Here is a 24,932-nt window from a genome sequence, read left to right as displayed (position 1 = left end):
GAATTAAATAAATTAATTTATAAACATTTTATTAACCGCGTGCTTATTTATCTTGCGATAAACTGTAAACATAGGCAGTTAATAAGTGAATCTTATCTTCACCTAAAATGTCTTTCCATGCAGGCATTACACCGGCACGGCCGTGGTTAAGAGTTTCTTCAACAGCACGTTGAGAACCACCATATAACCAAATGTTATCAGTCAGGTTAGGCGCGCCAAATGGTAGGTTATGTGCAACCGACCCTTTACCGTCAGCACCATGACATGCGGCACACATTGCAAACTTAGCGGCACCTGCGTCTGCGTCTTTTTGGTTAACAGTACGACCAGAAAGGCTCAGCACATGTGCTGTCATTTCTTTAACGCCTTGTTCGCCAAGAGCAGGACCCCAAGCTGGCATTGCTGCAATACGACCATAAAGAAGTGTTTCTTTAATTTTGTCAGGTGTTCCGCCATATAACCAATCTTTATCAGTTAGGTTAGGGAAGCCAGTACCACCACGTGCATCAGAGCCATGACATTGCGCACAGTTTTGTGAAAATAAACGCTGACCAATTTCAATGGCTACTTGGCCATCTGTTTGCTCATGTTTATTACCATTATCAAGCGCTACTTGCTGCGCTGCATCACCTTCAAATTTAGAGTTAACTAAATCTAAAACTGGTACTTGTGCAAGTTTATTAAAAATAGGACCAAAGCGTTCTTCTGCAGCTTCGTACTCTTTATCAAGTTTTACAAAGCGACCATCCGCTTTTGCCTCTGCAACTGCTTTTTTAGATTCAGCTAAAGAGGTAATACCTTGATTAGAACTAGTCCATTTACCTAAACCTTCCCAGTTGCCTAAACCTGGGTAAGCTGCAAGGTAATATACTGACCAAATGAAAGTTGCGAAAAACATGTAAGTCCACCATTTTGGTAGCGGATTATTTAGCTCTTCAATGCCGTCAAATTCATGTCCACAGCTTTCACCTTCTTCTACGCCAGCATAGTTTTTTAAGTTCCAAACTAATAAGCCAAAGATGATGCATAAGCATGCAAGGGTTAATACAATAACCCAAATACTCCAAAAGCTAGTCATTTTTCAGACTCCTTTTCCTCGTTAGAGAGCGTGTTGTCATGTTTTTTTTCATCTTCAAAAATGGCATTAGCAGCGCTGTCAAAACGAGTTTTGCTTCGCTTGCTATATGCCCATGCAACAATCACAATAAACAATACTAAAATTACCAGAGTCAAAATACCTCTGTATGTTCCGTAATCCATAATTTTTTACTTCAAGTGGGTACCAAGTTGCTGTAAATACGCGATGAGAGCTTGGATTTCTGTTGCGCCTTTGCCATCATTCATAGCATTAACTTTATCAACATCTGCTTGAAGCTCTGCATCATCGCCATAACCTAAACCCGGATGTTTTGGGTTTTCTGGGTTAATAGCAAAAGTATCACGGAAAAGTTGTAGTTTTTTCAGAGTAAGGCTTGTATCAACCGTATTCTCTGCTAACCAAGGAAAGCCTGGCATGTTTGACTCAGGAACCACAGCACGTGGATCAACTAAGTGAGCATAATGCCAATCGTCCGAGTAGCGCTTACCAACACGAGCCAAGTCAGGACCAGTACGTTTAGAACCCCATAAAAACGGATGATCCCATACTGATTCGCCTGCTACAGAGTAGTGACCATAACGCTCAACTTCATCACGAAAAGGACGAATCATTTGTGAGTGACAGTTAGAACAACCTTCACGCACGTAAAGGTCGCGCCCTTCCATTTCTAAAGCGTTAAGAGGGCGTAAACCCTCTACTGGTTTAGTTGTATCGTCTTGAAACATTAGCGGAGTGATCTCAACTAACGCGCCGAAGCTAATAGCAAAAACAGTCAGAATAGCCATAAGGCCAACGTTCTTTTCTACTATTTCATGTTTGTTTTGTGAATTTTTCTTGCTCATCATCTCACTCCGTTATGCTAATTGTGCTTGCGCGTCTAGTTTCAGAGATTCTTTCTCAGCTGAAATAGTGCGGTAAACGTTATAAGCCATAACTAACATACCCGTTACGATGAATACACCGCCTACAAAGCGCATGATATAGAAAGGATGCGACGCTTCTAAAGACTGCACAAAGCTGTACATTAATGTACCGTCAGCATTCACTGCACGCCACATTAGACCTTGCATTACACCAGAAATCCACATTGCAACAATGTATAAAACAACACCTACAGTGTGTAACCAGAAGTGGGTATTAACTAATTTAACGCTATACATACGACCTTGCGCGAATAACGCAGGAATTAAGTGGTAAATAGCACCAATTGAAATCATAGCAACCCAACCTAGTGCACCTGAGTGTACGTGGCCGATTGTCCAATCTGTGTAGTGAGATAACGCATTTACAGATTTAATTGCCATCATTGGACCTTCAAACGTAGACATACCGTAGAAAGACAATGAAACAACTAAGAAGCGTAGTACTGGATCAGTACGTAGTTTATGCCACGCGCCAGATAGCGTCATAATACCGTTAATCATACCACCCCAAGACGGTACGAATAGGATAATAGACATAACCATACCTAAACTTTGCGTCCAATCAGGAAGCGCTGTGTAGTGAAGGTGATGAGGACCAGCCCAGATATATAATGAAATTAGAGCCCAAAAGTGAACTACTGATAAACGGTATGAGTACACTGGACGACCTGCTTGTTTAGGTACAAAGTAATACATCATACCCAAGAAACCAGCAGTAAGTAGGAAACCTACAGCGTTATGACCGTACCACCACTGAACCATCGCATCTACGGCACCTGCATAGATTGAATATGATTTAGTTAACGATACAGGCACTGCCATACTGTTTACAATATGAAGTACTGCAACAGTGATAATAAAGCCAGCGTAGAACCAGTTAGCAACATAAATGTGCGACACTTTACGCTTGATTAAAGTACCAAAAAATACAACAGCGTAAACAATCCAAACCACAGCGATTAAAATATCGATTGGCCATTCAAGTTCTGCGTATTCTTTTGAGCTAGTAATACCAAGTGGTAATGTAATTACTGCTAATACAATAACTAGCTGCCAGCCCCAAAAAGAAAAGGCGGCGAGTTTGTCTGAGAAAAGACGCGTTTGACAAGTACGTTGTACGACGTAATAAGACGTCGCAAAAAGTGCACTGGTACCAAATGCGAAAATTACTGCGTTCGTGTGTAACGGACGTAGTCGAGAGTAAGTTAACCATGGTGTATCAAAGTTAAGTGCTGGCCAAGCTAATTGGGCAGCAATCAGAACCCCAATACTCATGCCAACGATGCCCCAAATCACTGTCATAATAGCGAATTGGCGTACAACCTTATAGTTATACTCAGTTTGTGATGCTACTGTTTGGCTCATTTTCTGGCTTCCGCTGCAATAAATGCGTTTAGAAATGAATTACCCACCTTTAAAAGTGGGGCCTACTATTTTCTCAAGCGTGTTATCTAAAACTTTCAATACATGAAAGCTTCAGAAAAAAAACTTGAGAAACCCTTATTTTTTGCGGGTGAAATGATAAATTTTTTGGCCTAAAAAAGATAGGTCAATTACATAAAATTATGACATCAATCAATGTTTGTGAGCTTGTTGTTTATTTTTTGATACAGTTTGTGCCTAATTTGGCTTAATAGTAACACTCGCACTTGTTATTTGCAGTCGCGATTATTAGTATTTGTTTTTCTTTAGTGCGAAATTGTTATGCTTATATATAGATTAAGTTTATTCACGGCGGTATTTTTTTTATTAACAGCGTGTGATTTTTCCAAAAATACAGGTGAAAAGTTTCTAAAAAATGCCACATGCACAGCCAATTTGCCTTGTACTTTTTCAAATGATGTTAAAGTATGGTTAAGCGAGAAAACCCTTTCTCCCGAAACTCCATTTACTATTTTTAGTGATTTGCCAACAAACCTTACAATTGAAGATGCCAAGCTTAAAGGCATTACTATGTATATGGGTTACATTCCTCAGCAATTTAAAAAACATAATGGCCTTTGGCAAAGTGATACCATGGTTGGCATTTGTTCTGAGCAAAATATGCTCTGGAATTTAGAGCTAACAGTCAAAGATAATACAACCTCTTTAATACAAACACTCAATTACTCTTTTTATGTAACGTATTAAAGTTGCGACTGCAAACTCTTGCATACAGCTTACATTTTTGATGTGAGTTCGTTTTCTTATACATACGATTATTTGAGTGACAAGATCAATAAAATTGCCTTTTTCGGTTTTGATACTGATAAAACTTCAACAGTGAATTAAGTGCTCTCAAAAAGTTCAACTTTAATTGCGACTGAATAAAAAATCTAATCAAAAACCCTTCCAAAGAGGTTAAATAAGACTATTTAAGCACCAAGTATGCATAAATATGGTTATTAATTAACATTTAGTTTTGCGGTTTTAATAATGTGCTGTGATTAAGTTGTTAATTTGTCTGTTTTTGGTACGTAGCTCGATTAATTACATTTGATTACAAAGTGAATCACTTTGGTTTCAGGTGTGTTTCTAATGTTTCTTTATTTTACCAGGTTACTGTTTTTTAAATGTATTTATTAATTAACACTGAAACATAATGCAACCTATGTACCCAATATTGTTATTTTATTTTATTGCTTAGCATAAATTAAACTACTGTTAAGTTTTCGTTCAGTTAAAGGCGCCTAAGTTGCCCACCTGACTCACTATTCTAATAAAAAGTGAGCATTACCAATAAAGGTAAATTTCCAACAAGTAGGGTTCTTTCATGAAAAAATCAACTCTTGGTTTAGCTGTAATCGCAGCATTTCCAATGTTCTCAAGTGTGCAAGTTCTAGCTGCTGAAGACTCAGCACAAGCAATCGAAAAAATTCAAGTAACGGGTTCTCGCATTAAGCGCGCAGATATGGAAACCGCTAGCCCAGTTACTATTATCGGTGCTGACGATATCGCTGCTTCAGGCGCTGTATCAGTAGATTCTGTACTACAAAAAATGACCGCTACAGGCGGCGCAATGACAAACCCAGGTATCAATAATGGTTCTGGTGGTAATGCATCAATTGATTTACGTGGTTTAGGTTCACAACGTACTTTAGTACTTGTAAACGGCCGCCGTATGATCAACTCAGGTACAGGCGCAGCTTCTACAGTTGATTTGAATACTATTCCGGTATCTATGATCAAGCATATTGAAGTACTTAAAGATGGCGCATCTGCTGTTTATGGTACTGATGCTGTTGCAGGTGTTGTCAATATTATCTTAAAAGATAACTTTGAAGGCCTAGACCTTAATGTTAAATCAGCAATCACTACTGAAGGTGATGCAGATGAAACGTCTTTTGATATTACGATGGGTGGTAACTTCGGTCGTGGTAACGTTGTAATTGGTTTACAGTACACTGACCGTGGCGATGCTTCTCAGGCTGATCGTAGCTTTTCTGATTGTCCATTAACTGAAGATGGCGATGGAAGTGCTCCTTACTGCTCTGGTTCTCCTTATACCCCTAATGGCCGTGTTTGGTCAGGTGATGAATCTTTGCAAGGTCAAGCTGATAATGGCTGGCACGACTATGGTACTAGTGATGCTTACAACTATTCGCAATCTAGTTACTTATATACGCCAATGCGCCGTTTAAACCTTACAGGTATTGGTAGCTTTGATTTAACTGATGAGACGCGTTTATACTCTGAGTTTACATACTCAAAACGTTGGTCAGAGCAGCAATTAGCACCTCAACCAGTATGGTTCGACTTTGACTACGCTGAGTGGATGGGTGATTCTTTAATCGACCAAAATATTAATTACGGTGATGAAGTTTCTTACGGTCGTCGTATGGCTGACACTGGTACACGTGATTCATCTCAAGTAGTTGATACAGTTCGTTCTGTTATCGGTGCTGCAGGTTATTTAGATAACGGTTTAGAGTGGGATACATCAGTTATTTTTGGTCGTAATGACTCAGTAGATCGCTTAAGCAACCTTCACAATATGGGTTCAATTCAAAGCGAAATTGAAGCTGGTAACTTTAACCCACTTTCACAAGCTTCATGGTCAAGCAGTAGCTTTAGTGACTATGTTTATACTGAGCAAAACTCAGGCGGCAGTCAATTATTTATGATTACAGCTGCGCTTTCTGGTGAGTTAATGGAAGTACCTGCGGGCTTTGTAGGTTTTGCTGCAGGTCTTGAACGCCGTGAAGAAAAAGCATGGTACACACCAGATTCAATCACTTCACAAGGTCTTGCAAATGACCCACGTGTTGACGCAACAAGCGGTCGTTTCGATGTGAACGAAGCATACCTTGAGCTTGCTATTCCTTTAGTTGCAGATGCTTATCTTGCACAAAATGTAGAATTAAGCGCTGCTATCCGTGCTTTTGATTACAGCACATTTGGTTCTGATGAAACGTGGAAACTTGGTTTAACTTGGCGTGTAAACGATGAATTAATGCTTCGTGGTGTTCGTTCTACAGCTTTCCGTGCTCCTACAGTTGCTGAGTTATACTCAGGTGATTCTCCATCTTATGAGCAAGTTATCTTCACCGATGCACAAGATCAGGCTGAAGTAACCGTTGGTGGTAATGACCAATTAACACCTGAATTAGCTGATACAGTTACCGTTGGTGTAGTTTACGAACCAGAATGGTTTGAAGGTTTTTCAATGACGTTAGATTACTACGACATTGAAATCGAAAACGCTATTTCTACAGTAAACAACCAATACATTGTTGATTCATGTCTTGCATCAGATGGCTCTTTAGCGAATCAATCAACAGCACTTTGTAGTTCAGCAAATATCGATTTTAATCAAAGCACAGGTCGTATCTCGTTTAATAACCAACTACAAAACGTAGGTTATGAGCAAACAAAAGGTTATGACTTAAACTTAAATTACAAATTTGATTTAGCTGGTCTTGCTTGGAATACGTCATTAGATGTTACTTACCTTGACGAGTACACTGTTGATGTTATTGAATCAAACATTGATTACGCTGGTTTAATTACTTCTGGTATAGGTGGTTATGCTGACGTAAAAGCAAACTTTGAGCTAGATGTTAAAGGTGATGCTTGGTCTGCTAACTACAAAGCACGTTACATTGCAGGAATGGATAGCTACAGCTGTTTAGGTAAAGAATCTACATGTTATGCACCAACAACACCATCTGTTGTTTACCATGATGTGAGCGGTTCGTACTTTATCAGTGACATGGTTTCGTTAACTGCGGGTGTAAATAACTTATTTGATAAGCAACCACCATACTACTCAGGTAACAACGATTCTAATACTGACCCGTACACATATGATGTACTTGGCCGTCGTGTATTTGCTGGTGTAAACGTTAAATTTTAACTAGCACATTAATCGTATTAAGGCTCAGTATTTACTGAGCCTTTTTTATTGAACAAAACAAAGGAGACAAGTACACTAAAACGATATTTTAGAAGGAGAACTGATTGTTAAAACAAGATGAAAACTTATCTTTTGTCATTGAACCAGAGCTAACTCCTCGTTCTGAACAGCGCATAGATCTGTATTTTTCTATCCCTAATGAAATGGGGATTAATCCGCAAACGCTTACCGAAGAATCTTACTTTAATAACCACTTTAAATCGCATTTAGCCTACAATGCTAACAATATACACTTGCCATTAGTACGAAGCCGTTTTGTTAGTAAAAACAAAGGTGAGCAGCAAGATTACCGTCAAAACCTTAATTTATTTTGTTACCAAGTGCGTTTAGCCCTTGATGCCGACATTAAAGACGCGTTAAAAATTGATGAAGCAGAAGACTTTTATAAACGCGCTAACGAAGTATATGAACAAAGTGAAGGACTTTTAAAAAAGCTGCGTCGCTACACGCCAGATGACGAAAAACTACTTCCATTTTTTACCAATGCTGACAACTATTTAAGTTGGCATGTCGAGCAATCATTTTTAAAGCTTTTAGATGAAGGCCCACGTAGTAGCGATTATGCAAAAGAGCGTAACGATTTACTGCAGTTTTGTAAAAACGAAAATACGTACCGAGCAGAGAAAAGCTACAATTCTGAAACCACTATGCAAGACGCAAATCGAATAACAAATAAAATGCGCTTGTTACAGCGTTTAATTGAGCATGGCGTTATATTACAGCGCCAAACGCGTTTTCTTAACAGCTACCTTAAACGATTAGTTAAAGGCACTGTAACAGCTGTTATCATGGCATTTGTGATGGTTGTGATACTTAATGCCCGCTCAACGTTTACTGAAGTCACCGCGACGCTTATTTTAATTTTGGGGGTCATTTACGGACTACGTGAAATATTTAAAGAAGATATTACACGTATGATCTGGCGAGCTATTGTACAAGGGCGACCTAAGTGGCGATTTAGTTTTAAAAATAGTATTACCAAAGACAAAATAGCGAGTCAGCTAATTTGGCTTGAATACACACGCTTTAAAAAAATACCTAAAGAAGTTAGATCTATTTTTTCAAAGCGTCGTCAGCAAAATAAACAAGCCGCGCAGTGGTTACACTTTGCAAGTGAGACACGTGTTAGTGCAAAAGAATTTTTACCCGGTTACGATACACTGCAACAAACACTGCAATTTAGTCTTGCACCATTTGCGCGTTATTTAAAGCGTGGTGAAGGGAAGTTATATCATTTAGATAGTAATAAAATTTCTAAGCAGGCGGTTGAACGGCGCTATCAACTTAACATGGTGCTTGTGCTAACTGAGGAAGATAGAACACTCTACCAACGCTATAAAATAACGTTAAATCGTAGTAAAATCGTTAATATTGAGCTTATCTACTCCAAAAAATGAATTTTAGTAATTAAAAAAGGGACTGATAAAATCAGTCCCTTTTTTAAATTTATTTATTAGCTAAACCATGTTTACTATATAAAGTTACTTTGTTTGATACTAGCGTGATCTCGATATTTTTTGCTTCGTCGCCCCACACACAATTAGTATGCAGTGTTTTTTCAACACAATTATCTGCACTTCCCAAAATGGTTTCAACTTCAGTCTTGTCCATACCTACTTTGATTTTTTCGTAACTCTCAAGACTTACCTTAGAACAAGCCGCAAGGCTTAGTGTAGCTGCGATGATAAGGAGTTTTTTCATTGTTATATCCTACTTTGTATTAATGTTTGAATTTTCTGATTTGGACGATCATGCCCATTCGTGGGTGGTCAAAGTAATGTACTTCACCACTTATTACACGTCTAAACTGAGAAAAACGGGCTGACTCTATATCGCCATTTTCTAGTTTTTGGCTAATATCAAAATTAGCTGTAATGTATAAATAATGTCGTAAGTGTATTTTAAATAAACCGTCTAGTTCCCATTCTGCTTTTGATTGGTTTGGGTCGTTAAACAGTTCAGGTTGTGAGTTTAATAAACTTACAAAATCAGGATTTGAATAGCTAGGGGTTACGTTGGAATCACTTTTAAGGTGTTTACCTGCTATTAAATGCATACTTGGAGCACGCGATTTACTTGCGCCTTCAAAGCGCCAGCCAGTATGTAGAATAGGTGTTAATCCTTTGCGATCTAGTTGTCGGTACTGCGCTTTAAATTGCAGTTGTTCTGGCGCTAATAAATAAGTTTGCTGCATATCATCTTTAGCGGGTGCTAGAGGTGTTATAGGTAGCTCATCGTAGCTTTGTAGGTAGTTTGTACTGTCACCGCATACACCCGATTGTGGGTTTGAATTAACTAATGAGTCGGTAAAAGAGCGTTTTTGAAAACGCTCATCACCATCTATACAGGCTTGCATTGCTTGCTCTGTATAAAGAGGTGTCATTAAATCTAGAGAGTTTTTATCCTCAATAGCTTTGTGCTTAAGTGTAAAATCTTCTTGCAAATACGGAGCAGGGCGCTGCTTAAATACAAGCACCTCAACCTCAAACCAGCGTTCTGCAAATGCAGTGCTGCTAAACAAGCAGCATAAAATAACTAGCGATTTTTTTAGCAACATTAATGGCTAACCTTTTTTTCGAAATCTGCAATCATTGCAGTGACCATTTTTAAGCGTTCGCGAGCGTTAGCTTCACTAATTGCAAAGCGCAGTTTATTTGCGCCATCCATTTTGTACACCTTAGGCGCACTTTGTATCAAACCAATGATGAAGCTAGGGTTAACCTTAGTATCTTGGCTAAACTCAAAGTAACCACCTTTTGGATTTGCCTCAATTTTTGTTATCCCTAAATTACTTGCCTGCATTTTTAATAATTGTAGGCTAAATAGGTTTTTAGCGGCATCAGGCAGTAAACCAAAGCGGTCTATAAGTTCTACCTGTAGTTCATCCATATCATCAAGGTTAGCACAACTAGCAACTCGCTTGTACATACCTAGGCGTGCATTAACATCGTGTATGTAATCATCAGGTAATAGTGCAGCCAGTTTTAAATCTACTTCGGTTTGTTTTTTAAGTAGATTTTCAAGCGTTGGCTCTTTTCCTTCACGTAGCGCATTTACGGCTTGCTCAAGCATTTCCATATATAAACTAAAGCCGATTGTTTGCATTTGACCTGATTGATCGTCGCCAAGTAACTCACCAGCGCCACGAATTTCTAAATCGTGTGTAGCAAGGGCAAAACCCGCGCCTAAATCTTCCAACGATTCGATTGCTTGTAAGCGTTTACTCGCGTCTTTAGAGAGTGCTTTAGGGTCACCTGTGAGTAAATAGGCATACGCTTGATGATGGCTTCGACCAACTCGTCCACGTAATTGGTGTAATTGCGCAAGGCCAAGTTTATCGGCTCTATCCATAATAATGGTGTTGGCTGTCGGTACATCAATACCGGTCTCGATAATCGTGGTACATACCAGCACGTTGTATTTTTGATGATAAAAGTCAGTCATTATTTGCTCAAGCTCTTGCTCGCGCATTTGACCATGGGCTGAGGTGACGCTTGCTTCAGGGACCCATTCACTAATTTCTTGCGCAACACGGTCAATAGTTTCCACATTGTTATGCAAAAAGTAAACTTGGCCACCACGTTTAATTTCACGTAGTACAGCTTCGCGTATTAGTTCTACATCGCGTTGGCGTACAAAGGTTTTTACCGCTAAACGTTTAGCCGGTGGCGTTGCGATTATTGATAAATCGCGCATTCCGCTCATGGCCATGTTAAGTGTACGCGGTATTGGCGTTGCAGTTAGTGTGAGTATGTCTACATCGGCACGCAGAGCTTTAATTTTCTCTTTTTGGCGAACACCAAAGCGATGCTCTTCATCAACAATGAGTAAGCCTAAATCGTTAAATTTAATGTCATGCTGAATAAGTTTATGTGTGCCAATAACTATATCGAGCTTACCGTTCGCCATTTTTTCAAGCGTGTCTTTTTGCTCTTTAGTGGAGTTAAAGCGCGAAAGTACACCTACTTCAATAGGAAAATCAGCAAAGCGGTCTTTAAAGTTTTCAAAGTGCTGCTGAGCCAGCAAGGTGGTAGGCACTAAAATGGCCACTTGTTTATCATCGTTAACCGCTACAAAAGCAGCGCGCATGGCGACTTCTGTTTTACCAAAGCCTACGTCACCACATACTAAGCGGTCCATGGCTTGCTTTGATTGCATATCACCTAACACCGCTTCTATGGCGTTGCGCTGATCGTCAGTTTCTTCAAACGGGAAGCTATCGCTAAATTGGCGATATGCAGGGGCGTCTAGAGTAAACTTATTACCGGGTTTTGCTTGGCGCTGTGCATAAATGTCGAGTAATTCGGCTGCTACATCGCGAACTTTTTCAGCCGCACGTTTTTTTGCTTTTTCCCATGCATCTGAGCCAAGCTTATGTAGCGGGGCGCTGGCTTCTTCACCGCCAGAGTAACGACTAAGCATATGCAATGCAGATACTGGCACGTAAAGTTTAGCTTCACTTGCGTAAGTAATTGTTACAAATTCAGTAACTACACCTGCAGCATCAATTGTTTGCAAACCCTGATAACGGCCAACACCATGATCGAGATGCACAACAGGTTGACCTTCTTTGAGCTCTGCTAAATTACGGATTAGCGCATCTTGGCTGGCTTCGTACTTGTGCTTGCGGCGTCTGCGCTGAGATACTTTTATACCAAGCAGCTCTTGCTCGGTAATAATAGAAAGGCTGGGCTTAGTACCAAGTACGACACTTTGTTCAAGCGGGCTTACTATTAAACCTACATCACTCGCGCTTTTTGTAAATTGTTCGAGTGTTTCAAATTCTTTAAATTTTAAACCGCTTGGTTTTAGAATGCTCAGTAATGATTCGCGACGACCATCGGATTCAACACTGAGTAATATGCGGCCTTTTTTCTTTTTTTGCTCTGCTACATAATTTATAAACGCGGCATAAGGTTCATGCTGCTTATGATCAATTCGAATAGCAGGCAGCTCGCTAACGCTTAAGTTTTTATTGCCCGCTTTAGTACCAAGCTTTGCAAGAGATAAACGAATACGTGCAAAATTGCCTAAATTAGAAAACAGCTCTTCAATAGGCTGATAAAGCGCATTGGGTTCAAGTAATGGACGAAGTGGGTCAACTCTGCGGTTTTCGTAGCGTACATTTACATCGTGCCAAAAGGTGTCTGCCGCGTGCTCTAAATCACCTAGCTGCATAACAGTTGTTGTATCTGGCAAGTAGTCAAAAATAGTCGCTAGCTTTTCAAAAAACAACGGCATGTAGTATTCGATACCAGCAGGCCAGTTACCTTTGCTTACTTGCATGTATACAGAGTCTTGCTGCGAGCTTGCACCAAATTTTTCGCGGTAGCTTATTCTAAAACGTTCAATATCAGCGTCGTTAGTAGGAAATTCATGCGCTGGAAGTAGCTCAATTTTATCTACTTTTTCATCAGAACGCTGCGTTTCTACATCAAATAAGCGAATTGTGTCGAGTTCGTCATCAAAAAAATCGAGTCTAAATGGATGCGGGCTGCCCATTGGATATAAGTCAACGATAGAGCCGCGTATAGCGTATTCGCCGTGCTCCATTACTTGTTGAACATTTAAATAACCAGCTTGCTCTAGGTTGTCACGAAAGTTATGTGTGTCTAGCTTGTCGCCCACTTTAAAGTTTATTGTTGAACCGTAAATAAACGAGGCCGGGGCTGTGCGCAACATTAAGGTAGATACAGGCACAATTAACACACTTTGTTGTTCTTTTTTTAAGGTGTTTAAAGTGGCTAAACGGGCTGAAATAATATCTTGATGGGGAGAAAAATGATCGTATGGCAGAGTTTCCCAATCAGGAAATACCATTACTGGGTTATCGGGTAATAAATATTCTAATTCTGTTTCAAGGCGCAGTGCGCTTGGTGTATCAGGCGTAACAATCAAGACTAAGTTGTCTTGTTGTTTAACGCCTTCAGCAATGGCAATACTTAAACCACTTCCGCTTAGCTGGCCCCATTGAATTTTATCTTTTTGAGATTTTACCCAAGGCAAGGCTGCCCATTGCTCAAACGCCATTTATTACTCCATTTATAGTTGGCTCTTAGCAAGTAAGAGCCATCTTGAGTTAAGTTTACTTAGTCTCGGTATATTTTTGTTAGGTCTTTATAGTGATCAATTCTACGGTCACGCAAGAAAGGCCAAATACGTCTTACGTTTTCTGAGCGTTTTTGATCAATTTCAACCACTAAAATTTGCTCATCAGTATTATTAGCCTCTGCTAATAATTCACCTTGTGGGCCTGCAATGAACGAATTTCCCCAAAACGCAATACCATCGCTTTGCGCACTTGGGTCACTTTCATGGCCGACACGGTTACAGCTAATTACCGGTACACCATTGGCAACAGCATGGGCACGCTGACTAATAACCCACGCATCTTTTTGACGAGTTTGCTCAGCAATGTCGTCGTTAGGATCCCAACCAATAGCGGTTGGGTAAATTAACACTTCAGCGCCTGCCATTGCCATTAAGCGGGCAGCTTCAGGAAACCATTGATCCCAACATACTAGCACGCCTAATTTACCCACCGAGGTTTGAATAGGCTCAAAACCGATATCACCTGGGGTAAAGTAGAATTTTTCGTAAAAACCAGGGTCATCAGGAATATGCATTTTGCGGTATTTACCCGCAATACTGCCATCTTGTTCTAATACAACCGCAGTGTTGTGATAAAGACCCGTAGCGCGTTTTTCAAATAAAGAGGCCACAATAACAATGCTTAGCTCTTTAGCAAGCTCACCTAAGGCGTTACTGCTAGGGCCTGGAATGGTTTCGGCTAAATCAAATACGTCAACATTTTCGGTTTGGCAAAAATAGAGGCTTCGGTGTAGCTCTTGAAGTACAACCAGTTTTGCACCTTTTTGAGCGGCTTCACGAATGGCACTCATTGATTTTGCCATATTGTGCTGAGCGTTATCGGTATTGCTTTGCTGCACTAATGCAACGGTTAATTTTGCAGGGCTTGTCATTGTGCTGATCCAACTAAAAATCCACGAGGTAATTGCATTGTAATACAGTGCAGGCTGCCAAATTGTTCAATTATTGGTTGGCAATTAACGCCAATAATAGTGTGTTGTGGGTATGCTTTTTGAACTTGTGCTAGAGCACGTTCATCATTAGCATCATTATACGTTGGCACAAGCACCGCGTTATTAATAATTAAGTAGTTAGCGTAGGTAGCCGGTAAGCGTGTTTGCTCATCGTCATAAGCGGCTTTTGGCCACGGTAACTCAATTAAGTTATATGGGGTGTTATCGGCAGTTTTAAAGGTTTTTAGTTGTTTTTCCATTGCATCAAGTGCGCTAAAGTGCTCATCAGTTTTATCGTCACACTGTACATATACAAGGGTATTATTTGGAGCAAAGCGGACTAAGGTATCAATGTGGCTGTCGGTGTCATCACCCGCTAAATAGCCATGATCAACCCATAAAAAACGTGTTGCTCCCAAGTGCTCTTTTAAAAGTACCTCTATGTCAGCAGGGTTTAAATCTGGGTTACGGTTTTTGTTAAGCAAACATTCGCTTGTTGTTAGCAACACACCATGCTCGTTTATTTCAATACCGCCACCTTCAAGTACCATATTGAGCGCTTGATATTGGTTGTTTGTGCTACTTAGCTCTTTTACCAAAGTACGATTAATTTGATTGTCTAATGCGCTTTCAAATTTATTGCCCCAACCATTAAAAGTAAAATCATATACTTTTAGTTGCTCTGGTGAATCAATAGCGGCGCAAGTAAGCGGGCCATGATCGCGCGCCCAGGTATCGTTGGTAGGCGTTACTACAAAATGAACACGATTAAGAGAGATGTTAGCGCTATTTAGCAATGCTGTAATATGCATTTTTAAGGCACTGTTATGCGCCACAATAACAAGCTGTTGCTGCGTTGTTATATGCTTAGCAAGCTCAATATATACAGGTTCTACACGTGCTAAATTATCAGCCCAATCTGTGTCTTTATGAGGCCATGTAAGCATAACAGCGTCTTGCTCGGCCCATTCTGGTAAAAGTCTAAAGTTCATGAATTTTATATACTAATTAAGATGACGCTAGTTTAGCATTTTACATAAAGATGTCAGCTAATTATCACTGTTTAGATCGGCTTGGTTTTGATCAAGTTCTTGACGTTTTTTAAGTTGGCGGGTTTGAGCATGTAAACTTGCTCTAACAATAAGTTCTTGGTCAGTGGTTCTAATTGCGGTAAAGAGTAGGGTGTATTGGTAATGTTCGCTATCTTGTTTTTCTACTGCCACAACTTCGGTGTAACAATAAACCGCAGAGGCTTCGTGGTGCAAAAACAGTTTTGTTCTAAATGCTTGGCCAATTGAGTGTACTTCGGGTGATGTAAAGCGAATACCGCCACCGCCGTAGCTATCACATTGTATTGCATTATCTTGGGCTTGTTCTGAGGCCAAAATATGGCTCATTATTAAATCTATTTTACGTGACTGCGCTTGTAAAAATGTAGCTAGCTCTTGTGCTATATCGCCCAAGTTACGCAGTGGTCGTAACGAGCTTTGCTCAAGTTCACTTACTTCATTTGCTAATCTAAATAGTGGGGGGATATCGTCTTCTAGCTCAAGCTGCGATTTAGGAACTTGTCCGTTCGATACGGCGAATAAATTCACTCTTATACTTTCATTAATTTGAAAGTACTGCTCAAACTCACCTAATCTTTCACTATTCATTATGTTCTCCACCACGTATTTATTTAATAGTAGCGTTGTGAGTACTAAATTGCTAGCAGATAAAATAACTCATAGTGGGCTAAATGCTTTGTTTACATTCAATTTTTAACATACTGATTATGAAAATAAATACACTAAGACATATTTAGGGGTAGTTATAAAAAAGCGGCCAATGTCATCCTAACATTGGCCGCTTGGGTATTGATTCATCAGCGCATACTTATTTAAGTAGAGCGGCTAATTCATGTAAATCTTTCACAACGTGATCTGGTTTTTTAGCTAATGGGTAAAGTGCTTTACCTGGGCGTGCAATGAAAGTGGTTTGTAAGCCTGCTTCTTTTGCGCCAGCAACATCCCAGCCATGGGCTGCAACCATCATAGCTTCATTTGGTGCTACATTTAGCTTTTTAAGTACCCATTCATAAGCACGTAAGTCTGGTTTGTAAATTTTAATATCTTCAATGCTGTAACGTGCATCAAAGTAAGACATTAAACCAGCGCTTTCAAACTGTGCCTTTACACCTTTGTTTGAAGAATTTGTAAGGCTTACTAACTTATAGCCCTGAGCTCTAAGTTTTGCCAGTCCTTCTTTAACATCGCTGTGTGGAGGAAGCGTTAAAAGAGGCGTAACAATAGCTGTTTTAGCTTGTTCACTAGTAATATCAATATTGTTATTTTGAGCAACCATAAGAAGTGATGCCACCCCAATTTGCCCAAAGTCGTGATAACTACCGCTTACTGTATCTACTAATGAATGGTGCAGCATAGTCGAAAACCAAAGTGGTAATAAATCTTCACGCCCGCCTAGTGCTTTACCAATAGAGGTACGCATTGACGTTAAATCAAGTAGGGTTTCGTTTACATCAAAAATAAGCACTTTGGGCTTTACTTGTTCTTTTGGTTCATCAGCGACTGCATAACCAGATACAAGGCTTGTGCCTACAAGTAGTGAAAGAGTAAGTGTTTTTAACGATTTTAAAATAGACATTAGTTATTCTCCGATCCAAGTGCTGCCATAATATCAGTAGGTTCTGCGCGTAGGGTGTAGTCTTCGTTTAAAAATGCGTATGTAATAACACCTTCTTGGTTTATCACATAAGTAGCCGGTAGCGGCAATTTAAAGCTTTTATCGCCGTAGTAGTGTTCAAAATCAATACCAAATTGTGTGTATAACGCTTGAATACGCTCATCAAGTGTAAACAATAAACCAAATTGCTCAGCTACTTTATTACTAACATCTGAAAGCACGTCAAACTCAAGATCGTTTTTTTGTGCAGTTGAGAGAGTTTCATCAGGCAGTTGTGGTGATATTGCGACTAACTGAGCATTTTGAGTTTTAAATTGCGGTAAGTAGTCATTAAGTGCTTTTAGCTCTAAATTACAATATGGGCACCAGCCACCACGATAAAAGCTAATAATTACCGGGCCTTTTTTTAATAAATCCGCAAGCTCAATGTTTTCGCCGTTATGGTTGGCTAGGCTGAAGTTTTCTACCTTTTGACCAATTTGCAACGCATTGTCTTTAATATGCTGTGCAATAAGCTCTTCGTTTGTAGTGTTCATTAATGCTAAAACGTCAGCCGGTAACTTGGCATCTTTTTGTACGTTATAGGCATCTATTTGCGCTTTTAAACTCATGATTGAACCTCAATAATTAGATTATTTGCAATTATAGTGTTTTACATATTTAAATAAACATTGCAAAACTGAAAGCTTCATTCGAAAATGTTAAACATTGAAAAGTGCACAATGGCATCTTTATGTATAATTTAAGCGACCTAGAAACATTTATAGCAGTAGTTGAAAATAAAGGGGTGCTTGCTGCTGCGCGCGAGCAGCGTTTATCGCCTGCAACGGTAAGCCATCGCTTAAGTAAATTAGAACGTGAGCTTGCAACAGTACTTGTTTTTAGAGATAGCCGACGAGTACGGTTATCTCCCGCAGGTGAAATATTTTATACGCGAGTTGGCGCTATAATGGAGGCGCTGCACGACGCTGAGCATAGTATTGGTGCGCGTAGTTCATCTGTGAGTGGTTTATTACGCGTGACTATGCCCCCTTGGATTTTTTCAAAATACGTAATGCCAAGACTTAATGAGTTAGAGCAGGCCTATCCTGAACTAAAACTTGATTTTTTAATTACTGATCATTTTGTAAATGTGGTTGATGACGCACAAGATGTGGCAATTCGTGTAGGACAATTAAATGATTCCGGTTTACTGTCACGAAAAATAGTAAACAACAAACGTATACTTTGCGCAGCTCCTAGCTACATAAAAAAATATGGCATGCCTAAAAGCTTAGCTCAATTGAGCGAACACTATTGGGTTTGCCTGCCGTGGCAGCGCCAATTAAAGCTTTTTGATGAACAAGGTAAAACACATACTTTTAATGCAAGAACACGCTTTACTATTTCTAATTCCGACAATATGACTCAAGCAGCCATTGCAGGTCATGGCATTGCAATTAAATCAATGATAGCTATTCATGAAGATATTAAAAATGGCATTTTAGTTGAAGTTATGCCCGGTGTCATGGCACAAGATGATGCACCAGTTTGGTTTTTGCGTCCGCAAAATAGCTTAACTACCCGCAAAACCGATGTATTTTATGACTTTATGAAATCACTATTTTTGAGCTGCGAATAAGCGTTTAAATGAGCGTTTTACTCCAGTTAAAAACAAATAACCAGTAAGCTCGGCAAGTAAGGCAACTATAATAGCTGCAACAATGGCGGCTATAATAGAGTCTTTTTTTAAAATGATTTGACCTTCAAAGCGTTGCCACACTTGTTGCTTTACATCGCTCATGCCACTGATCATAGTAAAAATATATGGAGATTGCGCAAACCTATTTACAGCGATTTGTAAGTCTTGTTGTCGTGTGTAAAGTGTACTGATATTACTTGCACCTTTATTCACAATCCCATCATCAATATTTTTATAGTGTTTAATTAGCTTACTTAAATCATTATTAAAATACTTAGCTGCATCGCTTTTAAAAGGCGCAATGGCATTATTAGCTTCAATTAATTGGGCTGATAATGCTTGGCCAAAATCGCTTACAAATGCAGGAATTTGCACTCCAAGTAGTAAACCAAATGCAAAGAAACTAAGCCGGATATAATCTAAAAATTTACTCATTTATCTTCCTATCCATTTAAATAACCCAGAATTAACATTTGAGCTTGTTTTTATATCAAAAACTCGTAATCTATTGGGGCGTGTTTACCTTTGTGGATTGAAATTTGTTCAATCTAGGGTCGATTTAATCGCGGCGCGAGGTTTGTAACCTAGCGGGCTAAGTCAAAACCGTGCAACAAAGAGTTAATCGTCCCTAGAAAGAACCCAACGGGCAGCGCATGTTTGGCATTTATGCTGCGTTATCACCTATTTATGGGGAATAACCACACTACATAGGCTCTGCCTTGCCTAAATACCAAACGTACTGCTGTAAATTCAACCACGAAAGGTCAACACGGCCTAGTAATAAAAATAACAACAGGTGGATGTTAAGGATGACGAAAAAAGTAAAATTCACGTCAACATTTGTTGATATATCTAAACAGCTCAAACGTTTTGTATCGCGCATTGTTCAACCCGACGATGTAGAAGATATTGTGCAAGAAACCTTTGTAAAAAGCTACGAAGCTGATTTAAAGCAAGATATACAGTTTACCCGCAGTTACATGCTTAAAACAGCAAAACACCTAGCACTTAACCATATAGCTAAGTGGGACAACAAATTTAATGATTCGTTAGAAAATGATAACGAATTACCCGTATTACTTAAATCAATGAAGCTTGAGGATGAATACACATCTAAAGAGCGCTTTTTACTTTTTTGTAGAGCTACTGAGCAACTAAGCTCATCGATTCGTAAATGCTTTATATTAAAAAAAGTTTACGGCATGAGCCAAAAAGAGATCGCAGACCAAATGCAGTTAAGCCAAAGCACTGTTGAAAAACACATTGCCAAAGGATTGTTACAAACCATGTTGTACATGCGTGAACATGAGCAAAGCCCTCAAACAAACCCTAAAGCTCAAGCACACCCTATATCAGTTAAGAGGGTCGCAGAATGAGTAATGTTCATCAATTTAATTCAAAAGATTTAATTTTAGAAAAGTCATGTGATTGGATAAGCGCGATTGATCGTGGTTTAACTGATGATGAAAAAGAGCAATTTAAATTATGGATGATGCAAAGCATCGCCCATCAAGACTCTATATACGAGCTTGCTCAGCTTTGGGATGAGCTTTCGGTGTTAAATGAATTAAGTCATTTATTTCCTCAGCGTAACAATACTAAAGCATCAAAAAATAAGTGGATGTTTTCTTACTCAATTGCAGCGAGTTTATTTGCAGCACTAATGGTATGCAGCTACTTATTAATTAATTTAGAAAACGGCTATAACCAAGAGCTTGCAAAAGTTAACTACACTAAAATTTACAAAACAAAAGTAGGCGAGCAAGCAACGTATGTATTGCCAGACGGCACTATAGTGCAGCTTAATACTAATAGCTTACTAGAAGTTGCTTATAGCAAAGGCCGCAGGCAGTTGTTACTTAGTCGAGGAGAAGGGCGTTTTAATGTAGCAAAAGATGCCACGCGTCCGTTTAGTGTTATGGCCGGCGACAAAAGCTTTACCGCACTCGGTACCGTGTTTAATGTACAGCGTAATACCTCATCAGATTTAGAGCTTGTTGTTACCGAAGGCAAAGTGATGATCACCGACCCTAGTGTAGCGGTTGATGCAAATGACTTTAAAGATTATCAGCTTGCAGATAACAGCACGCAAAAAATTCGTCTAATTAATGCCAATATTGTTACCTCAGGCGAAAAAGTAATTATAGAGCAGAGTGTTACAAAGCCAATTACCCAGCTTTCAATGAACGACGTACAACGCGATTTGGCATGGCAAAATGGCATGCTTATTTTTAATGGAGAAGAGCTAAGCGATGCTTTAAATGAAGTAAGTCGCTATACCGCCACACGTTTTGAGCTTTCATCAGCCGAGCTTGCCAGTATTAAAGTAGCTGGGGTATTTAAAGCGGGTGACGTTGAAGGTTTACTAGAAAGTTTACAAACTAATTTTTCGATTGATCATGAGCGTTTAGGTGAGCATGTAGTAACGCTAAAACACCATACAGAATCATAAGTAGACGTTATGCAAATCAAACTAATGTTAGATAAAGTTGCATCAATAAAGATTGAACGTAAAAAAAATATTAAAAAAAAGAAACAAAACCATAGAGGATTTTTGTTTGTCAGCTGTTTATATAAGTTGCGCAGTAACCAAACGCATTTATTGAGTGGATTTAGTGTGCTTGTACCGGCTATTTTTAGCTTGAGTGTACAAGCAGCAACTCAAACCACTGGGCAAATGGTGCAATTTGATATAAAAGCGCAGCGAGCAGACAAAGCCTTAATTGAATATGCTAAACAAACAGAGCAAACCGTGGTGTTTTCTTATGAGTTGGCAAAGCAGTATGACGCAAATTCAGTTTATGGATTTTACACTCAGCTAGATGCTCTAGAGGCATTATTAGGTGGGACTGAACTCGATGCGGTTGTTGATCAAAATGGTTTACTGAGTATAAAACTCAAACAAATCAACAGGAATGATAACAACATGATGAAGCTTTCAGCGGTCAGTGCAGCAGTATTACCAGCTTTACTTGCAGTAAATTCGCAAGGTGTAAACGCAGCAGAAGAAGTCGCTCAAGAAAAAATTGAAAAAATTGCTATAGTCGGTAGCCGTGTAGCAGGACGTTCAGTTGAAGATTTACCCGTTCCAGTAGATATCTTAAGTGCAGAAGCGCTTGAAAATACGGGCCAAACAGAAGTTGGTCGTATGCTACAGTCTATCGCCCCTTCATTTAACTTTTCAAGCTCTGCAATTAGTGACGGTACTGATGCTTTAAGACCTGCGACACTTCGCGGTTTGGGCCCCGATCAAACATTGGTGTTAATTAACGGCAAACGTCGTCACCAAGCAAGTATTATTCATATTAATGGCTCTGTTGGGCGTGGTACCGCAGGTACTGACATGAATGCAATTCCAGCCTCTGCAATTAAACGCATTGAAGTATTACGTGATGGCGCTGCTGCTCAGTATGGTTCTGATGCAATTGCAGGTGTTATTAATATTGTGCTTAAAGATGGTAGCGAAGGTGGCAAAGCGGCTATTAACTACGGTCAATATTCTGAAGGCGATGGCGAAACCATTAACCTTGATTTTAATAAAGGCTTTGCGCTAGGTGATGACGGTTATTTAAATACAACTATCAATTACCGTGACCGTGCACCTACTAACCGTGCAGGTTTACATGGCTCTTGTCAGTTTTATGGTTGTACAGAACTAAGTGACGGCACTTTACTTGCTGGCGATCCGCGTGAGCTGACAGCCGATCGTGATACATTCAGAATTGGTGATGCTGATTCTCAGCAGTTTGGTTTAACAATTAATACCGGTTACGAGTTAGGTGATGGCGAGCTTTACGGCTTTATTACTTACTCAACACGTGAAAATGAGTCGGCTGCATTTTTCCGTCATAATGCAAATGCAGGTGGTAACCCAGTACTACAAGATAATGATGCGACGATTCCGCTAGGTTTCTTACCAAAAATTAATACAACTATCGACGATATCTCGTACAACTTTGGTTATAAAACTGAGTTTGATAACGATGCAAGCCTTGATTTATCATACACTTATGGTGAAAACAGCATTGATTACACGACAAGTGACACTATCAATGCCTCATACGCTAACTTTTTACGTTATGACCAAGGTTTAAGTGCTGCTGATATTCGTACAACTATCCCACGTGAAGCGTACGCTTACGGCATGGAATTATCACTGCAAACAATCAATATTGATTTTACGCAAAACTTTGATGATTATTCTTTAGCAATGGGTGCTGAAATCCGTACTGACGAATATCGCATTTTAGAAGGCAATGAGTACGCATACCGCGATTACGATACAACCAACGGGGTAAGTATTTACAACGGCTTAAGTGGTGGTGTTGGTTCTGAAGATGCATCAGGTGGTTCACAAGGTTTTGGTGGTTCAGCTCCTGCGTCATCAGTTGATGAATCGCGTGATGTAATTTCATTTTACATAGATGCAGAAGCTTATGTGATTGAAGATGTAATTTTATCGGGTGCACTTCGCTACGATAACTACAAAGGCTTTGGTGATACAGTAAACTTTAAGCTTGCTGGTAACTGGTCTGTAACCGACGATATTTCACTACGTGGTGCATTAAGCTCAGGTTTTAGAGCGCCTTCAATGCAGCAGCTTTACTTTAATAACGTAAGTACGCAATTTGTTGTTGGTACTAATGGTAATTTAGTTGCAGAAGAGGTTGGTACATTTAGAAATGATTCAACACTTGCGCAAAGCTTAGGTATTCCAAAGCTTAAAGAAGAAAAATCACAAAACCGTAGTTTAGGTATTGTATATAACGTTACAGATAATATTAATGTAACCGTTGATTACTACTCAATTGATATTGACGACCGTATTGTAATTAGTGACCGCTTAGGTAAAGGTTTATCTACAAGCCTTGATGCTGCACTAAATAGTGCGGGTGCTGGCGTAGGTCAGTTCTTCTTAAATGGTGCTGATACAGAAACTCGTGGTGTTGATTTTGTAGCAACGTGGAACACTGAAGGTTTAGGCGGCACGCTTGATTTTACACTTGCAGCTAACTTTACTAAAACAGATGTTGTATCGTTATTTTCGCCTGCTGGCTCAAGCCTTGAGACAGTAAACGTAGAAGATATATTTTCAGCTGAAGACATCTCTATTATTGAAGAGTGGCAACCAGAGGATCGTATTAACTTAAGTGCACTTTATCAACGTGATGATTGGACAGTTAACCTGTCACTTAATCGCTTTGGTGAGTACACAGTAGAAGACGGTGGTCGTCAAACGTATGGCGCAGAAATTTTAACTGACGTTAAAGTTAACTACTTCGTTACTGAAGATTTATCGGTAAATATTGGTGCAAATAACTTGTTTGATGTTTACCCAGATAAAAACGAAATAGGTAACTCTCGCTCAGGTACTATTGTGGATGCTAGTGGCAACACAGTAATAAGTAGCTCAGGTGTGTTTGACTACTCACGTCGTTCTGCTCCATTTGGATTTAACGGTGCTTACTACTACATAGGCGCAGAATACCGTTTTTAATTAATAACCTCCCTTTCGTTATTTAACTCAAAGGGCCGTAAGGCTAATGCCGATCAGTTAAGAAAATGACCGGTTGANGGCTAATGCCGATCAGTTAAGAAAATGACCGGTTGACCGATCCAAACGATCATGCAAAATCCGTAGTTAGGAAACTAACTACGGATTTTTTTGTGAATATAGAACAAGCACTGCAAGCAACACTTGAAGAAAGCAGCCGATACCATACCTTTGAAAAATTATCAGAAATTCTTGACCCTGAAATCATTGAACAAGGTTTTCAACAAGCTGGGATTGCAACCGTTCGTAAGCGAAGGTTACCGCTTGAGGCCGTTTTGTGGTTAGTTATTGGCATGGCATTGTTTCGAAAAGAATCGGTTTGGAATATCGCTAATAAGCTAGATATCATGTTACCTGGCAAGAACCAACTCGTTGCTCCAAGTGCGATGGTACAGGTGAGACAAAGGTTAGGTGATGATTCCGTTAAACATGTTTTCAATAAATCTGCTCAATCAATGTATAAGCAACAGTCATTCGAAACATGGAATGGTTTGAACCTATTAGCTGTTGACGGTGTTGTGTGGCGAACAGCCGACACGCCTGATAATCGTA

Annotated in this window: 21 protein-coding genes; 8 read left to right on the top strand and 13 right to left on the bottom strand. The window is 39.5% G+C overall.

Annotation, left to right across the window (positions count from 1 at the left end):
• Positions 1-43: 43 nt before the first annotated feature.
• From ccoP to ccoN, 4 genes are read right to left on the bottom strand one after another with little or no spacing between them, the layout of a single operon-like run.
• The gene (gene ccoP / locus I6E70_RS18950; protein WP_197189386.1) at positions 44-1,078 is read right to left on the bottom strand and encodes a cytochrome-c oxidase, cbb3-type subunit III; all 1,035 of its coding nucleotides are present in this window, start codon (positions 1,076-1,078) and stop codon (positions 44-46) included.
• Positions 1,075-1,260 carry a cbb3-type cytochrome oxidase subunit 3 gene (locus tag I6E70_RS18945; protein WP_010554061.1) on the bottom strand — a complete coding sequence of 62 codons (186 nt, stop codon included), beginning with the start codon at positions 1,258-1,260 and terminating at the stop codon, positions 1,075-1,077. The genes ccoP and I6E70_RS18945 overlap by 4 nt, the downstream gene beginning before the upstream one ends.
• Before the next feature lie 6 nt (positions 1,261-1,266).
• Complete coding sequence (gene ccoO, locus I6E70_RS18940) at positions 1,267-1,941, bottom strand: cytochrome-c oxidase, cbb3-type subunit II (protein ID WP_010554062.1); 675 nt, start codon at positions 1,939-1,941, stop codon at positions 1,267-1,269.
• 12 nt (positions 1,942-1,953) lie between these two features.
• Positions 1,954-3,387 (bottom strand): cytochrome-c oxidase, cbb3-type subunit I, encoded by a 1,434-nt coding sequence (gene ccoN / locus I6E70_RS18935; RefSeq protein WP_024594372.1) that lies wholly within the window; start codon positions 3,385-3,387, stop codon positions 1,954-1,956.
• A 339-nt stretch (positions 3,388-3,726) separates the two neighbouring features.
• On the opposite strand from ccoN, the gene I6E70_RS18930 reads away from it, so the two are divergent.
• From I6E70_RS18930 to I6E70_RS18920, 3 genes are all read left to right on the top strand, one after another.
• On the top strand, positions 3,727-4,152 hold the full coding sequence (locus I6E70_RS18930; protein ID WP_197189385.1) for a hypothetical protein: 426 nt from the start codon (positions 3,727-3,729) through the stop codon (positions 4,150-4,152).
• Positions 4,153-4,774: 622 nt separating this feature from the next.
• Positions 4,775-7,357 (top strand): TonB-dependent receptor plug domain-containing protein, encoded by a 2,583-nt coding sequence (locus tag I6E70_RS18925; protein WP_121954925.1) that lies wholly within the window; start codon positions 4,775-4,777, stop codon positions 7,355-7,357.
• Between the two features lie 104 nt (positions 7,358-7,461).
• On the top strand, positions 7,462-8,814 hold the full coding sequence (locus tag I6E70_RS18920; RefSeq protein ID WP_007585662.1) for a hypothetical protein: 1,353 nt from the start codon (positions 7,462-7,464) through the stop codon (positions 8,812-8,814).
• A gap of 49 nt (positions 8,815-8,863) precedes the next feature.
• Here the strand turns inward: I6E70_RS18920 and I6E70_RS18915 are convergent, their stop codons facing one another.
• The 8 genes from I6E70_RS18915 to I6E70_RS18880 form a co-directional block, all read right to left on the bottom strand.
• Entirely contained in the window at positions 8,864-9,118 is a 255-nt protein-coding gene (locus I6E70_RS18915) for a hypothetical protein (RefSeq protein WP_007585664.1), read from the bottom strand.
• Positions 9,119-9,137: 19 nt separating this feature from the next.
• On the bottom strand, positions 9,138-9,974 hold the full coding sequence (locus tag I6E70_RS18910) for a peptidoglycan binding protein CsiV (protein ID WP_024608292.1): 837 nt from the start codon (positions 9,972-9,974) through the stop codon (positions 9,138-9,140).
• Entirely contained in the window at positions 9,974-13,447 is a 3,474-nt protein-coding gene (gene mfd, locus I6E70_RS18905) for a transcription-repair coupling factor (RefSeq protein ID WP_024594377.1), read from the bottom strand. The genes I6E70_RS18910 and mfd overlap by 1 nt, the downstream gene beginning before the upstream one ends.
• 59 nt (positions 13,448-13,506) lie before the next feature.
• Complete coding sequence (locus I6E70_RS18900) at positions 13,507-14,400, bottom strand: carbon-nitrogen hydrolase (protein ID WP_024608294.1); 894 nt, start codon at positions 14,398-14,400, stop codon at positions 13,507-13,509.
• Entirely contained in the window at positions 14,397-15,452 is a 1,056-nt protein-coding gene (locus I6E70_RS18895; RefSeq protein WP_197189384.1) for an agmatine deiminase family protein, read from the bottom strand. The genes I6E70_RS18900 and I6E70_RS18895 overlap by 4 nt, the downstream gene beginning before the upstream one ends.
• Before the next feature lie 57 nt (positions 15,453-15,509).
• The gene (locus tag I6E70_RS18890; protein WP_024594380.1) at positions 15,510-16,118 is read right to left on the bottom strand and encodes a PilZ domain-containing protein; all 609 of its coding nucleotides are present in this window, start codon (positions 16,116-16,118) and stop codon (positions 15,510-15,512) included.
• A gap of 220 nt (positions 16,119-16,338) precedes the next feature.
• Complete coding sequence (locus tag I6E70_RS18885) at positions 16,339-17,106, bottom strand: haloacid dehalogenase type II (protein ID WP_024590458.1); 768 nt, start codon at positions 17,104-17,106, stop codon at positions 16,339-16,341.
• Complete coding sequence (locus tag I6E70_RS18880) at positions 17,106-17,756, bottom strand: peroxiredoxin-like family protein (protein WP_197189383.1); 651 nt, start codon at positions 17,754-17,756, stop codon at positions 17,106-17,108. The genes I6E70_RS18885 and I6E70_RS18880 overlap by 1 nt, the downstream gene beginning before the upstream one ends.
• A gap of 122 nt (positions 17,757-17,878) precedes the next feature.
• Here I6E70_RS18880 and I6E70_RS18875 point away from each other — a divergent pair, with 122 nt between their 5' ends.
• Positions 17,879-18,766 carry a LysR family transcriptional regulator gene (locus tag I6E70_RS18875; RefSeq protein WP_007585683.1) on the top strand — a complete coding sequence of 296 codons (888 nt, stop codon included), beginning with the start codon at positions 17,879-17,881 and terminating at the stop codon, positions 18,764-18,766.
• Here the strand turns inward: I6E70_RS18875 and I6E70_RS18870 are convergent.
• Positions 18,746-19,261, bottom strand: a complete 516-nt coding sequence (locus I6E70_RS18870; protein WP_024608298.1) for a DUF2937 family protein — start codon at positions 19,259-19,261, stop codon at positions 18,746-18,748. The two genes, I6E70_RS18875 and I6E70_RS18870, sit on opposite strands and share 21 nt — an antisense overlap.
• Before the next feature lie 374 nt (positions 19,262-19,635).
• On the opposite strand from I6E70_RS18870, the gene I6E70_RS18865 reads away from it, so the two are divergent.
• The 4 genes from I6E70_RS18865 to I6E70_RS18850 form a co-directional block, all read left to right on the top strand.
• Entirely contained in the window at positions 19,636-20,202 is a 567-nt protein-coding gene (locus I6E70_RS18865; protein WP_002961494.1) for an RNA polymerase sigma factor, read from the top strand.
• Positions 20,199-21,278 (top strand): FecR family protein, encoded by a 1,080-nt coding sequence (locus I6E70_RS18860; protein ID WP_165726130.1) that lies wholly within the window; start codon positions 20,199-20,201, stop codon positions 21,276-21,278. The genes I6E70_RS18865 and I6E70_RS18860 overlap by 4 nt, the downstream gene beginning before the upstream one ends.
• 9 nt (positions 21,279-21,287) lie before the next feature.
• Entirely contained in the window at positions 21,288-24,323 is a 3,036-nt protein-coding gene (locus I6E70_RS18855; protein ID WP_033027055.1) for a TonB-dependent receptor plug domain-containing protein, read from the top strand.
• A gap of 170 nt (positions 24,324-24,493) precedes the next feature.
• On the top strand, positions 24,494-24,932 hold a 439-nt coding region (locus tag I6E70_RS18850), incomplete at its 3' end, for a transposase domain-containing protein (protein WP_197189382.1).

Source organism: Pseudoalteromonas sp. NGC95 (assembly GCF_015864705.1).
Taxonomy (GTDB): Bacteria; Pseudomonadota; Gammaproteobacteria; order Enterobacterales; family Alteromonadaceae; genus Pseudoalteromonas; species Pseudoalteromonas arctica.
This window is presented reverse-complemented; position numbering and strand designations above follow the sequence as displayed.

Bases quoted from the DNA above. Each gene is read 5' to 3' on its own strand.
- ccoP (WP_197189386.1), bottom strand. From the start codon at position 1,078: ATGACTAGCTTTTGGAGTATTTGGGTTATTGTATTAACCCTTGCATGC.
- I6E70_RS18945 (WP_010554061.1), bottom strand. From the start codon at position 1,260: ATGGATTACGGAACATACAGAGGTATTTTGACTCTGGTAATTTTAGTA.
- ccoO (WP_010554062.1), bottom strand. From the start codon at position 1,941: ATGAGCAAGAAAAATTCACAAAACAAACATGAAATAGTAGAAAAGAAC.
- ccoN (WP_024594372.1), bottom strand. From the start codon at position 3,387: ATGAGCCAAACAGTAGCATCACAAACTGAGTATAACTATAAGGTTGTA.
- I6E70_RS18930 (WP_197189385.1), top strand. From the start codon at position 3,727: ATGCTTATATATAGATTAAGTTTATTCACGGCGGTATTTTTTTTATTA.
- I6E70_RS18925 (WP_121954925.1), top strand. From the start codon at position 4,775: ATGAAAAAATCAACTCTTGGTTTAGCTGTAATCGCAGCATTTCCAATG.
- I6E70_RS18915 (WP_007585664.1), bottom strand. From the start codon at position 9,118: ATGAAAAAACTCCTTATCATCGCAGCTACACTAAGCCTTGCGGCTTGT.
- I6E70_RS18910 (WP_024608292.1), bottom strand. From the start codon at position 9,974: ATGTTGCTAAAAAAATCGCTAGTTATTTTATGCTGCTTGTTTAGCAGC.
- mfd (WP_024594377.1), bottom strand. From the start codon at position 13,447: ATGGCGTTTGAGCAATGGGCAGCCTTGCCTTGGGTAAAATCTCAAAAA.
- I6E70_RS18900 (WP_024608294.1), bottom strand. From the start codon at position 14,400: ATGACAAGCCCTGCAAAATTAACCGTTGCATTAGTGCAGCAAAGCAAT.
- I6E70_RS18895 (WP_197189384.1), bottom strand. From the start codon at position 15,452: ATGAACTTTAGACTTTTACCAGAATGGGCCGAGCAAGACGCTGTTATG.
- I6E70_RS18890 (WP_024594380.1), bottom strand. From the start codon at position 16,118: ATGAATAGTGAAAGATTAGGTGAGTTTGAGCAGTACTTTCAAATTAAT.
- I6E70_RS18885 (WP_024590458.1), bottom strand. From the start codon at position 17,106: ATGTCTATTTTAAAATCGTTAAAAACACTTACTCTTTCACTACTTGTA.
- I6E70_RS18880 (WP_197189383.1), bottom strand. From the start codon at position 17,756: ATGAGTTTAAAAGCGCAAATAGATGCCTATAACGTACAAAAAGATGCC.
- I6E70_RS18875 (WP_007585683.1), top strand. From the start codon at position 17,879: ATGTATAATTTAAGCGACCTAGAAACATTTATAGCAGTAGTTGAAAAT.
- I6E70_RS18870 (WP_024608298.1), bottom strand. From the start codon at position 19,261: ATGAGTAAATTTTTAGATTATATCCGGCTTAGTTTCTTTGCATTTGGT.
- I6E70_RS18865 (WP_002961494.1), top strand. From the start codon at position 19,636: ATGACGAAAAAAGTAAAATTCACGTCAACATTTGTTGATATATCTAAA.
- I6E70_RS18860 (WP_165726130.1), top strand. From the start codon at position 20,199: ATGAGTAATGTTCATCAATTTAATTCAAAAGATTTAATTTTAGAAAAG.
- I6E70_RS18855 (WP_033027055.1), top strand. From the start codon at position 21,288: ATGCAAATCAAACTAATGTTAGATAAAGTTGCATCAATAAAGATTGAA.